Genomic DNA, 12,322 nt, shown 5'->3' with positions numbered 1-12,322 from the left:
CGCCGGGTTTTTTTGTCTCACTCCACAAGACCTCGGTGGGGTTCATGCGCTATGTTCGTGCCGGGGGTGGCCTGGTGCGCCAGGCGGTTGGACGGGTGACGAGTTGGCCTCGATGATCGTCGATACCCCGTTTCGTGGAGGAATGACCGCATGACGAGGAAGACGCCTTCAGTGGCTGGAAAACCCGCCGCCTTGCCGGTCGGCTATGTCGGCATCCATGGCGGCATCGTCGCGTTGCTCGACGCTACACGCCAGGCGGCGGCGCGCAGCGTCAACGCCTTGATGACGGCCAGCTATTGGGAGGTCGGTCGTCGGATTGTCGAGGCCGAGCAGAAAGGGAAGCGGCGGGCCGGCTACGGCGAGCAGTTGATGGAGCGGTTGTCTGTCGATCTGACGGCTCGATTCGGGCGCGGGTTCGGCGTCAACAACCTGGAAAGCATGCGGCGTTTCTTCCTCGCATACCCCTGGCCCCAGATTTCCCAGACAGTGTCTGGGAATTTGAGCCTGTCCGAGCTGGCCCAGGCGTTCACGCTGCCGTGGTCGGCTTACGTCCGGCTGCTGTCGGTCAAGGATGACCATGCCCGCCAGTTCTACGAGGCCGAAGCCCTGCGCGGCGGCTGGAGCGTGCGCCAGCTCGACCGGCGGGTTTGCCTTTGTCGGCCGTCAGCGCCGTCTGCGTATCGACCAGACATGGTATCGGGTGGACCTGCTGTTGTTCCATCGCAAGTTGCATTGCCTGGTCATCGTCGACCTGAAGCTCGGCGGCCTGACCCATGCCGACGTGGGCCAGATGCACATGTACTGCAACTATGCCAAGGTGCATTGGGCCTACCCGGATGAGAATCCGCCGGTGGGATTGATCCTGTGCGCGGACAAGGGGCATGCCCTGGCACGTTATGCGCTGGATGGCTTGCCGACTCAGGTGATGGCGGCCAACTACCGCACGGTGCTGCCGGATGCGGAGCTGTTGCAAAAAGAGTTGGAGAACACGCGCCGGCAGCTCGAATCTCGCGGCGTGCATGCCGACAAGGTGGGTGGGCCATAGTCACGCGGCGGGTGAGCCGTCGGACTCGCGATGCGCGCTGCACGACAAATCGGCTCGAAAAAAGAGCTAATCTACCGTTCCTTATGTGGTGCAGGGCTTCGCGCAATGTGCACGAATGGTTCGGCATCACCTCTTTTCATTCAATGGCCACGGAGACCGCCTCATGCCCTACGTCAACATCAAGATCACCCGCGAAGGCGCCACCGCCGAGCAGAAGGCCCGCCTGATCGAGGGCGCCACGCAGCTGCTGGTGGACGTGCTGGGCAAGAACCCCAAGACCACCTTCGTGGTGATCGAGGAAGTCGACACCGACAACTGGGGGATCGCGGGCGAGACGGTGACGACGATCCGGGCGCGCGCCAAAGCGGCCGGGCAGTGAGCCCCCGGGCGGGGCGCGGGCCCCGCGGACCGGCCCGCATCCGGTGAATCGGAGCGGCATGCACGCCGCGACGCGGGCGCTCGCCGTTCAGGCGGCCTTGGTCCCCGGGACGCGCCGGTAGGTGACGAAATCGTAGGCCAGGCCGTTTTCCGGCGGCTGCGGCAGGCGCTCGGTTTCCCGCCAGTGCCCGGCGGGCAATTCGGGGAACCAGGTATCGCCGTCCAGGTCGGCATGGATTTCCGTGGCGATCAGCTCGTCGGCCAGCGGCAGGGCCAGGCGGAAGATCTGCTCGCCGCCGATGACGCAGACGAGATCGGCCCGCGCGCAACTGTCCAGGGCGGCTTCCAGGGTGGCGTGGCATTCGGCGCCGGGCGCGGCGAAGGCCGGATCGCGGCTGAGCACCAGGTTCCGGCGGCCGGGCAGGGGGCGCCCCAGGGACAGCCAGGTCTTGCGTCCCATGACGATGGGATGGCCCAGGGTGCTGCGCTTGAAGTGCGCCAGGTCGGCCGGCAGGCGCCAGGGCATGGCGCCGTCGCGGCCGATCACGCGGTTGTCGGTGTAGGCGACGACCAGGCGGATGGGGGGATGGGGCGGCATGGCGAGGGGCTCCGTAAAGACAATGCGCGCCAGTGTAAACCACGCGCGCCGGCGGGTCCGGCAGCGGCGGTTTCAGGCTGCCGCAGCGGCGAGGACTTGCTCAGAGGCTCCCTAGCCGCCGGATCGCCTGGTCCGCGCAGCGGGCCAGCAATCCGGCCAGTCCGCCCTGGGCCAGCACCAGGCCGGGCGCCAGGTCCATCAGGGGGCGCAGGACGAAGGCGCGTTCGTGCATGCGGGGGTGGGGCACCGTCAGGGAGGGCAGGTCGATGGCCTGGCCGCCATACAGCAGCAGGTCCAGGTCCAGGGTGCGCGGGGCGTTGCGGTAGGGGCGTTCCCGGCCGTGGCGCCGTTCGATGGCCTGCAGCGCCGCCAGCAGCTCCAGCGGCGGCAGCGTCGTCTCCAGTCCGGCCACGGCGTTGACGTAGTCCGGACCGGAGGAATCCACCGGCGCGGTGCCGTACAGGGGCGACATCCGCAGGCCGGACACGCCCGGCACGGCGGCCAGCTCGGCCGCCGCCCGGCGCACGGTGCCGGCGGCCTCGCCCAGGTTGGCGCCCAGGCCGACGTAGGCCAGGACGGGCGTGAGGACGAGGGGTGGGACGGAAGGGCTCATGGTCGCTGGCGCGCCGCGGCCGGCATGCCGGGCGCCGGATCGATGAAGGCCGTTCAGGCGTCGCCGCCGTCCGGCGAGGCGGCCTGCGCGGACTGGCCGTCCGCGCCCGCGGACGGACTGCGCCGGCGGCGGCGCTTGCGGGTCGCGCCGGAGCCCGCGCGGCGGGCGCCCGCGTGGCCCGCCTGCCAGGCGTCGATCATCTGCGAACGGCGCTCGTCGTTGCTGTCGGACAGGTCCATCCACCATTGAGCCAGGACGCTGTCGACTTCGCGCGCCTCGGCCCGCAGCTGCAGGAAATCCACGGCGGCGCGGAAGCGCGGCTGTTCCATCATGCGCCAGATCGAGCGCACCGTGGCGCGCTCGAAGCGGGCCTGCATCAGCCAGATCTCGCGCATGTCGGCCTGGTGGCGGCGCTGGATGGCGAGCTTGTCCATCTGTTCCTCGATCACCGAGTCGGCGGCGTGGATCAGGGCCTCGTTGCGCTGCGTGCCCTGGGCGACCAGGGCGGACCAGCGTTTCTGCACCAGCCGCCACAGCAGGGCGGCGAACAGGAAGCTGGGGCTGACGGGCTTGCCCGCCCGCACCCGGGCGTCGGTGCGCGACAGGGCGATTTCCACGAAGGCCTCGCCGCCGTCTTCCTCGAAGATCCGGTCGATCAGCGGGATCAGGCTCTTCATCAGGCCCGAGCGGCGCAGTTCGCGCAGGCAGTCCATGGCGTGGCCGCAGGTCAGCAGCTTCAGCGTCTCGTCGAACAGGCGCGAGGCCGGAACGTGCTCGATGAGCGGCGCCAGCCGGCTGATCGGGGCTTCGGTGGCCGGGTCGATGCGCGCGCCCAGCTTGGCCTGGAAGCGCAGCGCCCGCAGCATGCGCACCGGATCCTCGCGAAAGCGTGTTTCCGGGTCGCCGATCATGCGCACCACGCGGTTCTTCAGGTCCGCCACCCCCTGGTGGAAGTCGATGACTTCTTCCTTCAGGGGGTCGTAGTACAGGGCGTTGATGGTGAAGTCCCGGCGCGCGGCGTCTTCCTCGTGCGTGCCGAATTCGTTGTCGCGCAGGATGCGGCCGTGCTCGTCGGTTTCCTGGTTGCCGGAGGACGGCGCGCGGAAGGTCGAGGTTTCGATGATTTCCTGGCCGAACACCACGTGCACCAGCTGGAAGCGCCGGCCGATGATCCGGGCGCGCCGGAAGAGCGGCCGCACCTGGTTGGGCGTGGCGTTGGTGGCGACGTCGAAGTCCTTGGGTTCCAGGCCGACGATCAGGTCGCGCACCGCGCCGCCCACGATGTAGGCGTCGAAACCGTGCTGGTTCAGGACTTCGCAGACTTTGATGGCGTGCCGCGACACCAGGCGCCGGTCGATGCCGTGCTTGTCGCGCGACAGGCGCACCGGGCCGCTGGGCGGGGTCGCGAACAGGCGCGAGACGAAATTCTTGATGGTCTGCTTGAGCATGGCGCGTATTTTAAGGCTTTGTATCGCCGCTGTCCCCGCTCAGGATTTCGTGTCCCGCAGGTCGCCGAACAGATCGAGGATGCGCCAGCCCCGGCCGGCGGCGGTTTCGCGCAGCGCCGGGCTGGGGTTGGTGGCCACCGGGTGGGTCACGGCCTCCAGCAGGGGCAGGTCGTTCATGGAGTCGCTGTAGAACCAGGATTCGTCGAAGTCCTCCAGTTGCCGCCCCTGGTCCAGCAGCCATTGGCGCACGCGCAGGACCTTGCCCGCCTTGAAGCTGGGCGTGCCTTCGATGCGGCCCGTGTAGCCGCCGTGCGCGTCGCGCTGCGGAATGGTGGCGATCAGGTGCTCGACACCCAGCGCCCGGGCGATGGGGGCGGTGACGAAGGCGTTGGTGGCCGTGACGATGGCGCACAGCCCGCCGCGGTCCCGGTGTTCCGCGACCAGTTCGCGCGCGGCGGGCAGGATGCCCGGCTCGACGACCTCGGCCATGTAGTCGAGATGCCAGCGGCCGAGCTCCTCGGGCGGGCCCAGGCGCAGCAAGCCCAGCATGAAATCGGCGGCCTCCTCGGCGGACAGGGTGCCCTCGTTGTAGCGGCGCATCAGGTCGTCGTTGCGGCGGCGGGCCTGCTCCGGATCGCCGGCCCGGCCGGTGCGCGCCAGGAATTCGGCCCATTGGTAGTCGCTGTCGAAGGGCAGCAGGGTGTGATCCAGGTCGAACAGGGCCAGGTGGGTCGGCGGGGTCATGGGTTCCTCGGGGTGGCCGGCGCGTCGGCCAGCAGGTCTTTCAGCAGGGGCAGGGTGATGGGGCGGTGGCGGGCCAGGGAATACTGGTCCAGGGTGTCGACCAGCGCCGCCAGGCGTTCCATGTCGCGGTCGCAGCGGGTCAGGATCCAGCGCAGGACCTCGTCGGACAGCTGCAGCCCGCGCTGCTGGGCGCGGTCGCGCAGGGCCTGGGCGCGGTCCTCGTCGGACAGCTGCTCCAGGCGGTAGACCAGGTCCCAGCCCAGGCGGGTGCGCAGGTCCTCGCGCAGGGGCATGGTCAGGGGCGCGCGGTCGCCCGCCGTCAGCAGGGCGAAGGCGCCCGGCGTGCCGGCGGCGGTGCGCCAGCGGTTGAACAGGGCGAACAGCGCGGCCTGGGCGGCGGGGTTCAGGTCGGCGACGTCGTCCACCGCCACCAGGGACAGGGCCTGGTCCTCGTCGGTGGCCAGGGCGTGCAGCCGCTGCGCCGGGGAGCGCGCGTCCAGGTAATGGCAGCCCGCGCCCTGCGCCCGGGCGCGCAGCAGGTGGCTGCGTCCCGAGCCGACGCCGCCCCACAGGTACACGGCGCGGCCGGGCGCAAGCCCCCGCACGGCTTCCAGCGCGGCCTGGTTCGCGCCGGCCACGAAACCGTCCAGCGACGGCATCGTGCCCGGCAGGATGTCGAGCAGCAACTGCTGCGCCTGGGGCTGCGTGGAAGGCGGTATCCGGTCTTGCGTCATGCTGGGGGGAACTTCATCGTAAAATCAGGCGAATATCCAAACCTGCAATTCTTGCACATTCGGCGGTTTTTCTCATGACACAAGGCACCTCTCCCTCCATGACCTACCGCGACGCCGGGGTCGACATCGATGCCGGCGACGCGCTCGTCGACCGCATCAAGCCCCTGGCGGCCCGCACGATGCGGCCCGGCGTGATGGCGGGGATCGGCGGCTTCGGCGCCCTGTTCGAAGTCCCGCGCCACCTGCGCGAGCCGGTGCTGGTGTCCGGCACCGACGGCGTGGGCACCAAGCTGCGTCTGGCCTTCGAATGGCAGCGCCACGACACGGTCGGCATCGACCTGGTCGCCATGAGCGTCAACGACATCCTGGTCCAGGGCGCCGAGCCCCTGTACTTCCTGGATTACTTCGCCTGCGGCAAGCTGTCTGTGGACACGGCGGCCCGCGTCGTGGGCGGCATCGCGCGCGGCTGCGAGCTGGCCGGCTGCGCCCTGATCGGCGGCGAGACGGCGGAAATGCCCGGCATGTACCCGGACGGCGAATACGACCTGGCGGGCTTCGCCGTGGGCGCGGTCGAGAAATCCGCGATCATCGACGGCGCCGGCATCCGGGCCGGCGACGCGGTGCTGGGCCTGGCTTCCAGCGGCGCGCATTCCAACGGCTATTCCCTGGTGCGCAAGATCCTGCATCATGCCGGCGCGCGTCCCGACCAGGACCTGGGCGGCCGCCCCCTGGGCGACGTGGTCATGGAACCCACCCGCATCTACGTCAAGTCCGTGCTGGCCGCCCTGGCGGCCCACGGCGCGGGGATCAAGGGCCTGGCGCACATCACCGGCGGCGGACTGCTGGAAAACGTGCCGCGCATCCTCAAGCCGGGCCTGTGCGCCCGCCTGCACCGCGACGCCTGGCAGTGGCCGGCGCTGTTCCAGTGGCTGCAGGCCCAGGGCGGCGTGGCCGACCAGGAAATGGCGCGCGTGTTCAACTGCGGCATCGGCATGGTGCTGGTGGTGGATCCGGCCCAGGCCGACGCCATCGCCGCCACCCTGCGCGCGCAGGGCGAAACCGTCTACGCGCTGGGCGCGATCGAAGCCCGGGCCGAAGGCGGCGCGCAGACGATCGTGGGCTGATCCGGGGCGGGCCTTGCGCCCGTCCTTTAGGCGCCGGAGCCGGATGCCGGCTTCGGGCGCGCCTTCAATCCCCCAGCATCCGGGCGAAGTGCCGCGCTGTTTCCGCCACCGCCCGGTCCGACAGGCAATCCACGCCGGTCCGCTGCGGCAGGGACCGCAGCCAGGTGATCTGGCGCTTGGCCAGCTGGCGGGTGGCCGCGATGGCCTGTTCGATGGCCTCGTCCAGGGTCGCGCGGCCGTCCAGGTGGTCCCAGAGCTGGCGGTAGCCCACGCAGCGGATCGACGGCAGGCCCGGATGCAGGTCCGGCCGCGCGTGCAGGGCGCGGACTTCGTCCAGCAGGCCCGCGTCGATCATGGTCCGGTAGCGCCGCGCGATGCGCGCGTGCAGCACGGACCGGTCCGAAGGTTCCAGGCTGATGATCTCGAAGCGCCAGCCGGGCAGCGCGGGCCGCGGCGGCTCGGCCAGCCAGTCGCTCAGGGTCCGGCCACTGCCGCGCCAGACCTCCAGCGCGCGTTGCAGGCGCTGGCTGTCGTTGGGCGCCAGGCGGGCGGCGGTGGCGGGGTCCACGCGCGCCAGCTCGGCGTGCAGGGCGGGCCAGCCGCGCTCCAGGGCCTCCTCGTCCAGTTGCCGGCGGATTGCCGGGTCGGCCTCGGGCAGGTCGTTCAGTCCTTCGCGCAGGGCCTTGCAGTACAGCATCGTGCCGCCGCACAGCAGGGGAATCCGGCCGCGCGCGCGGATGTCCCGCGCCAGCGCGGCGGCGTCCCGGGCGAACTCGGCGGCGGAATAGGCCTGCGCCGGGTCGCGGATGTCCAGTAGGTGGTGCGGCACGCGCGCCCGTTCCTCGGCCGTGGGCTTGGCCGTGCCGAGGTCCATGCCCCGGTAGATGGTGGCCGAATCCATGACGATGATCTCGATCGGCCAGCGTTCGGCCAGGGCCAGGGCGGCGGCGGACTTGCCGGAGGCCGTCGGGCCGGCCAGGCAGATCAGGACGGGGGCGTGGGTGGACATGGGGGCATTATCGCCGACCGCCGGGCCGGCGCGCGGCACCGGACGCGGCCCGGCGCCGATTCAGGGCGCGCGGCGTCTTATTGCCCCCGCATGAACAGCTTGTCCAGGTCGCCCATGCTCCACTGGAACCAGGTCGGGCGGCCGTGGTTGCACTGGTCGGCGCGCTCGGTGCGCTCCATCTGGCGCAGCAGGGCGTTCATCTCGTCCAGCGTCAGCCGCCGGTGGGCGCGCACCGCGCCGTGGCAGGCCATGGTGGACAGCAGTTCGTTGCGCTGCTCGGTCAGACGGGCCGAGTGGCCGATGCGCTCGACGTCGGCCAGCACGCCGCGCGCCAGGGCTTCGATGTCGCCCCGGGCCAGCAGGGCCGGTACGGCGCGCACAGCCAGCGAGGCCGGGCCGGTGGCTCGGATCCGCAGGCCCAGGCCATCGAGCGTGTCCTGGTGCGCCTGGGCGGTGGCCACCTGGATTTCCGTGGCGGTGAACACCACCGGGACCAGCAGCTCCTGCGCCGGCAGGGGCGCCTGGTCCAGGGCCTGCTTCAGGGATTCGTAGACGACGCGCTCGTGCGCGGCATGCATGTCCACCAGGACCAGGCCGCGCGCGTTCTGGGCCAGGATGTAGATGCCGTGCAACTGTCCCAGGGCCATGCCCAGGGGCAGGTCCACGGCGTGGGGATCGGCGTTCCCGGCGTTTCCGGTCCGTCCGGAACCGGCCGCCAGGTCCGGCATGGAAACGGCGTCCGGGGACGATCCGCCCGGCGCCGGCCGATCCGCTGCCGCGCCCTCCCGTCCCGGGATGGAGGCGTCGGCGGCGTCCAGCGGCTGATACAGCTTGCGCCAGTCCTGGGCCGGGATCCGGTCGTTCAGCGGAAACCGCTGCTGGACGGGGATCCGGGCGGGGTAGGGGGAAGCGGGGCGGGCGGGTTTCCATGCGCCTTGCGGTGTGTCGGGCGGGTCCGTCCGGGCCGCCGGCGCGGCCGGCGTCCATCCGCCGGCATCGCCATCCGTCGGCGCGGGCGGCGCGTCGGCCGGACCGTCCACCGCGGCGCCGCCGCGTCCCGCCAGGACCTCGCCCAGCGCCTGGGCGACGTAGCGGTGCACCGCGCCGCTGTCGCGGAAGCGGACTTCGTGCTTGGCCGGGTGCACGTTCACGTCCACCCCGGCCGGGTCCAGCGTCAGGAACAGCACGAAGGCCGGCTGGCGGTCGCCGTGCAGCACGTCGGCGTAGGCCTGGCGCACCGCGTGGGAGACCGTGCGGTCGCGCACGTAGCGGCCGTTGACGTACAGGTATTGCCGATCGGCCCGGCTGCGGGCGAAGGTCGGGCGCGTGATGCAGCCTTCCAGCGCCACCAGCCCCTGCTCGGCCGACACCGGCAGGCTCTGGGTGGTGAATTCCTCGCCCAGCACGTCGCGGATGCGGCCGTGGATGTCGGTGGCCGGCCAGTTGCGCTGCGGCTTGTCGTTGTGGAACACGCGCAGGGCCACCTGGGGGTGCGCCAGCGCGATGCGTTCCACGGCGTCCAGGCAATGGGCGTATTCGGTCTGTTCGCTGCGCAGGAACTTGCGCCGCGCGGGGATGTGGTCGAACAGCTGGCGCACGTCCACGCGCGTGCCCACGGCGCCCGCCGCGGGGGTCGGCTCCGCCTGCCCGGCGGCGAGCTGCCACGCCTGCGCGTCCCCGGCGGTGCGCGAGGTCAGGGTCAACTGGGCGACCGAGGCGATGGAGGCCAGCGCCTCGCCCCGGAACCCCAGGGTGGCCACCGACTCCAGCTCGGCCAGGGACGCGATCTTGCTGGTCGCGTGGCGCTGCAGGGCCAGGGGCATCTGGTCGGGCGGGATGCCGTGGCCGTCGTCGGCCACCAGGATGCGGCGGATGCCGCCGCCGTCCAGGCGGATCTCGATGGCCCGGGCGCCGGCGTCCAGGGCGTTTTCCAGCAATTCCTTCAGTACGGAGGCGGGACGTTCGATGACTTCGCCCGCGGCGATCTGGCTGATCAGGACGTCGGGCAGGGCGGCAATGGTTCGCATCATGAAAACGATTATAGTGAGCAAGTCGTCGGGTGCCCGTGTCGCACCGGACTGAATTTCCGCGCGCCGGCATGATCGCCGGGCGCGTCCCTTCCCATTTTGCGAGGTCTCGCGGCCAAATGGCTGAACTGTTCCAACTCGTCCTGCACATCGACCAGTACCTGGGGGTCTGGGTGGCGCAATACGGCGCCTGGATCTACCTGATCCTGGCGCTCATCATTTTCGGCGAAACGGGGCTGGTGGTGCTGCCGTTCCTGCCCGGGGATTCACTGCTGTTCATCGCCGGGGCCTTCGGCGCTTCGGGCCTGCTGGACCCGGTCCTGCTGGGCGGCATCCTGATCGCGGCCGCGATCCTGGGCAACACCGTCAATTACCAGGTCGGGCGCTTCATCGGCCCCAAGGTCTTCTCGCGCGACTACCGGTTTCTGGACCGCAAGGCCCTGATCAAGACCCATGCCTTCTATGAAAGGCACGGCGGCAAGACCATCGTGCTGTCGCGCTTCCTGCCGCTGTTCCGGACCTTCGCGCCTTTCGTGGCCGGGGTCGCGGGCATGCGCTGGGTGACCTTCCAGTTCTACAACGCCCTGGGCGCCGCGGCCTGGATCGCCGGCCTGATCACCCTGGGCTACTTCTTCGGCAACGTGCCCTTCATCAAGGAACACCTCAACACCATCGTGCTGATCGGCGTGGGGGCGGCCGCCGTGCCGGCGGCCGGCGGCGTGCTGTGGAAGCTGCTGCGCGGCCGCAAGACGACTCCGTCTTAAGCGCGCCGCGCCAGCGCGGGGTGCGCCGAGAAGTAGTCCTGGATCCCGCTCAGCACCGCGTTGGCGATGCGCTGCTGGTGCGCCGACGTGCGCAGCAGCTGTTCTTCCTGGGGATTGCTGATGAAGGCGGTCTCGATCAGGATCGACGGGATGTCCGGCGCCTTCAGCACGGCGAAGCCGGCGCGTTCGATGCGGCTCTTGTGCAACTGGTTGATCTTGCCGATCTCGTTCAGGACCTGGGTGCCGACCCGGATGGAATCGTTGATCTGCGCCCCGGTGGACAGGTCCAGCAGCACCTTGGCCACCTGCGCGTTGTGCGCGCCCAGGTTCACCCCGCCGATCAGGTCGGCGTCGTTTTCCTTTTTCGCCAGCCAGCGGGCGGCGGCGCTGGTGGCGCCGTGCTGCGACAGCGCCCAGACCGACGAGCCGCGCGCCGACGGCTTGATCCAGGCATCCGCGTGGATCGAGATGAACAGGTCGGCCTGGACGCGGCGGGCCTTCTGCACCCGCACATTCAGCGGCACGAAATAATCCCGGTCGCGGGTCAGGTAGGCGCGCATGTTCGGCTGGGCGTCGATCAGCTTCTTCAGGCGGTGCGCGATCTGCAGGACGATGTCCTTCTCGCGTGTGCCGCGCTGGCCGATGGCGCCCGGATCCTCGCCGCCGTGGCCGGGGTCCAGCGCGATCAGGATCGGGCGGCCCGGCCGGGGCGCGCCCGGCGCCGCGCGCGGCTGCGGAGGCGGGGTGTCGTCCGGCTGCTTGCGGGCGACCGGCGGCAGCTTCTGCCCTTCGACCGAGGGAATGGGCGCTTCGGTGGGGCTGTCCTGGGCGAGGTTTTCCAGGATGCCGGCGAGCGGATCGTTTTCCGAGTCCTTCAGCAGGGCCATCAGGGGGTCCTGCGCGACCTTCGGATACAGGTCCAGCACCAGGCGGTACTTGTATTCGCCGATGGGCTTCAGGGTGAAGACCTGCGGGGCGACGTCCTGCTTCAGGTCGAACACCAGGCGCACCACGTTGGGGCGGTTCTGCCCCGCGCGCACGGTGCTGATGTAGGGGTCGTTGGGCCGGATCTTGGAAACCAGGTCGTTGATGGCGGAACTCAGCTGCACGCCTTCGATGTCCACCACCAGCCGGTGCGGATTGTCGAGCGTGAAGTGCTCGGCCTTCAGCTCGGTGTCCATCTCCAGGGTCACGCGCGTGTATTCGTCGGCCGGCCAGGTCCGCACCGCCAGGATGGTGGCGGCCCGCGCCAGGCGGGGCACGACGGGCAGCAGCAACAGGGCGCCGCCGCTCGCGATCATCTTGCGCCGCAAGGGGGCGGCGGGGGCGCTCATCGGCGCGACGGGTCCAGATGCGTCAGCCATTGTTGTCCTTTTTCACTGCAGGCGGTCAGGCGGGCGTGCCGGCCGGGGCCGGCATATTCCAGGCGGATGTCCAGGTCGGGAGGCGGCAGGCGCGTGCCCGCCTGCTCGGGCCATTCGATCAGGACGACCGCGTGTTCGTCGAGCAGTTCGTCGAATCCCGCGTCCCGCCATTCATGCGCATCGCTAAATCTATAGAAATCAAAGTGATAGAAGTATAAGTTAGAAACGTTATAGCTTTCAAGAAGCGCGTAGCTGGGACTCTTGATCCGGCCGGTCACGCCGCCGGCCCGCAGCAGGGCCCGGGCCAGGCTGGTCTTGCCCGCGCCCAGTTCGCCGCGCAGATGGATGCGTCCCCCGGCGGCGGGGCCGCCCGGGGCGCGGCCGCAGGCCAGCTCGGCCAGCCGTTGCGCCAGGGCAACGGTGGCGTCTTCGTCCGGCAGGGGCCATTCCAGGGAGGGGAGCGGGGTCGTCATC

At 70.3% G+C, this 12,322-nt stretch carries 12 protein-coding genes and 1 pseudogene; 4 read left to right on the top strand and 9 right to left on the bottom strand.

From position 1 onward, the window contains the following. Nucleotides 1-150 precede the first annotated feature (150 nt). Together ACFO27_RS06195 and ACFO27_RS06190 are read left to right on the top strand one after the other, a co-directional pair. Nucleotides 151-1,045 (top strand): annotated as a pseudogene (locus ACFO27_RS06195) (PDDEXK nuclease domain-containing protein). A gap of 163 nt (nt 1,046-1,208) precedes the next feature. Continuing rightward, complete coding sequence (locus tag ACFO27_RS06190; RefSeq protein WP_323025398.1) at nt 1,209-1,424, top strand: tautomerase family protein; 216 nt, start codon at nt 1,209-1,211, stop codon at nt 1,422-1,424. 87 nt (nt 1,425-1,511) lie between these two features. Here ACFO27_RS06190 and ACFO27_RS06185 read toward each other — a convergent pair whose 3' ends face one another. The 5 genes from ACFO27_RS06185 to hda form a co-directional block, all read right to left on the bottom strand. Beyond that, nucleotides 1,512-2,021 carry a dihydrofolate reductase gene (locus ACFO27_RS06185; RefSeq protein WP_376816547.1) on the bottom strand — a complete coding sequence of 170 codons (510 nt, stop codon included), beginning with the start codon at nt 2,019-2,021 and terminating at the stop codon, nt 1,512-1,514. A 100-nt stretch (nt 2,022-2,121) separates the two neighbouring features. Then, nucleotides 2,122-2,634, bottom strand: a complete 513-nt coding sequence (locus ACFO27_RS06180; protein ID WP_376816546.1) for a 2-amino-4-hydroxy-6-hydroxymethyldihydropteridine diphosphokinase — start codon at nt 2,632-2,634, stop codon at nt 2,122-2,124. A 53-nt stretch (nt 2,635-2,687) separates the two neighbouring features. Continuing rightward, complete coding sequence (gene pcnB, locus ACFO27_RS06175) at nt 2,688-4,082, bottom strand: polynucleotide adenylyltransferase PcnB (RefSeq protein WP_323025401.1); 1,395 nt, start codon at nt 4,080-4,082, stop codon at nt 2,688-2,690. Nucleotides 4,083-4,121: 39 nt separating this feature from the next. Continuing rightward, nucleotides 4,122-4,826, bottom strand: coding sequence for an HAD family hydrolase (locus ACFO27_RS06170; protein WP_323025402.1), 705 nt, complete (start codon nt 4,824-4,826; stop codon nt 4,122-4,124). After that, nucleotides 4,823-5,560, bottom strand: coding sequence for a DnaA regulatory inactivator Hda (hda, locus tag ACFO27_RS06165; protein WP_376816545.1), 738 nt, complete (start codon nt 5,558-5,560; stop codon nt 4,823-4,825). The genes ACFO27_RS06170 and hda overlap by 4 nt, the downstream gene beginning before the upstream one ends. A 74-nt stretch (nt 5,561-5,634) precedes the next feature. On the opposite strand from hda, the gene purM reads away from it, so the two are divergent. Next, complete coding sequence (gene purM, locus ACFO27_RS06160) at nt 5,635-6,684, top strand: phosphoribosylformylglycinamidine cyclo-ligase (protein ID WP_376816544.1); 1,050 nt, start codon at nt 5,635-5,637, stop codon at nt 6,682-6,684. 64 nt (nt 6,685-6,748) lie between these two features. On the opposite strand, the gene miaA is transcribed toward purM, so the two are convergent. Both miaA and mutL read right to left on the bottom strand, forming a co-directional pair. Beyond that, nucleotides 6,749-7,693, bottom strand: a complete 945-nt coding sequence (gene miaA, locus ACFO27_RS06155; RefSeq protein WP_376816543.1) for a tRNA (adenosine(37)-N6)-dimethylallyltransferase MiaA — start codon at nt 7,691-7,693, stop codon at nt 6,749-6,751. A gap of 77 nt (nt 7,694-7,770) precedes the next feature. Further along, nucleotides 7,771-9,723 carry a DNA mismatch repair endonuclease MutL gene (gene mutL / locus ACFO27_RS06150; protein WP_376816542.1) on the bottom strand — a complete coding sequence of 651 codons (1,953 nt, stop codon included), beginning with the start codon at nt 9,721-9,723 and terminating at the stop codon, nt 7,771-7,773. 116 nt (nt 9,724-9,839) lie between these two features. On the opposite strand from mutL, the gene ACFO27_RS06145 reads away from it, so the two are divergent. Then, nucleotides 9,840-10,484 carry a VTT domain-containing protein gene (locus ACFO27_RS06145; RefSeq protein ID WP_376816541.1) on the top strand — a complete coding sequence of 215 codons (645 nt, stop codon included), beginning with the start codon at nt 9,840-9,842 and terminating at the stop codon, nt 10,482-10,484. Here the strand turns inward: ACFO27_RS06145 and ACFO27_RS06140 are convergent. Together ACFO27_RS06140 and tsaE are read right to left on the bottom strand one after the other, a co-directional pair. Beyond that, nucleotides 10,481-11,818 carry an N-acetylmuramoyl-L-alanine amidase gene (locus tag ACFO27_RS06140; RefSeq protein ID WP_376816540.1) on the bottom strand — a complete coding sequence of 446 codons (1,338 nt, stop codon included), beginning with the start codon at nt 11,816-11,818 and terminating at the stop codon, nt 10,481-10,483. The genes ACFO27_RS06145 and ACFO27_RS06140 overlap by 4 nt on opposite strands. Further along, on the bottom strand, nt 11,815-12,321 hold the full coding sequence (gene tsaE / locus ACFO27_RS06135; RefSeq protein ID WP_376816539.1) for a tRNA (adenosine(37)-N6)-threonylcarbamoyltransferase complex ATPase subunit type 1 TsaE: 507 nt from the start codon (nt 12,319-12,321) through the stop codon (nt 11,815-11,817). Before tsaE ends, ACFO27_RS06140 begins: the two co-directional genes overlap by 4 nt. Nucleotide 12,322: the final 1 nt, after the last annotated feature.

This window comes from Castellaniella denitrificans, from assembly GCF_042653765.1.
GTDB lineage: Bacteria > Pseudomonadota > Gammaproteobacteria > Burkholderiales > Burkholderiaceae_B > Castellaniella > Castellaniella denitrificans.
Note: the sequence above shows the minus strand (reverse complement) of the source record. Positions and strands in the feature narration are given on the sequence as shown.

Excerpts from the sequence above, each read along its gene's own strand:
- ACFO27_RS06190 (WP_323025398.1), top strand. The coding sequence starts at position 1,209 with ATGCCCTACGTCAACATCAAGATCACCCGCGAAGGCGCCACCGCCGAG.
- ACFO27_RS06185 (WP_376816547.1), bottom strand. The coding sequence starts at position 2,021 with ATGCCGCCCCATCCCCCCATCCGCCTGGTCGTCGCCTACACCGACAAC.
- ACFO27_RS06180 (WP_376816546.1), bottom strand. The coding sequence starts at position 2,634 with ATGAGCCCTTCCGTCCCACCCCTCGTCCTCACGCCCGTCCTGGCCTAC.
- pcnB (WP_323025401.1), bottom strand. The coding sequence starts at position 4,082 with ATGCTCAAGCAGACCATCAAGAATTTCGTCTCGCGCCTGTTCGCGACC.
- ACFO27_RS06170 (WP_323025402.1), bottom strand. The coding sequence starts at position 4,826 with ATGACCCCGCCGACCCACCTGGCCCTGTTCGACCTGGATCACACCCTG.
- hda (WP_376816545.1), bottom strand. The coding sequence starts at position 5,560 with ATGACGCAAGACCGGATACCGCCTTCCACGCAGCCCCAGGCGCAGCAG.
- purM (WP_376816544.1), top strand. The coding sequence starts at position 5,635 with ATGACACAAGGCACCTCTCCCTCCATGACCTACCGCGACGCCGGGGTC.
- miaA (WP_376816543.1), bottom strand. The coding sequence starts at position 7,693 with ATGTCCACCCACGCCCCCGTCCTGATCTGCCTGGCCGGCCCGACGGCC.
- mutL (WP_376816542.1), bottom strand. The coding sequence starts at position 9,723 with ATGATGCGAACCATTGCCGCCCTGCCCGACGTCCTGATCAGCCAGATC.
- ACFO27_RS06145 (WP_376816541.1), top strand. The coding sequence starts at position 9,840 with ATGGCTGAACTGTTCCAACTCGTCCTGCACATCGACCAGTACCTGGGG.
- ACFO27_RS06140 (WP_376816540.1), bottom strand. The coding sequence starts at position 11,818 with ATGAGCGCCCCCGCCGCCCCCTTGCGGCGCAAGATGATCGCGAGCGGC.
- tsaE (WP_376816539.1), bottom strand. The coding sequence starts at position 12,321 with ATGACGACCCCGCTCCCCTCCCTGGAATGGCCCCTGCCGGACGAAGAC.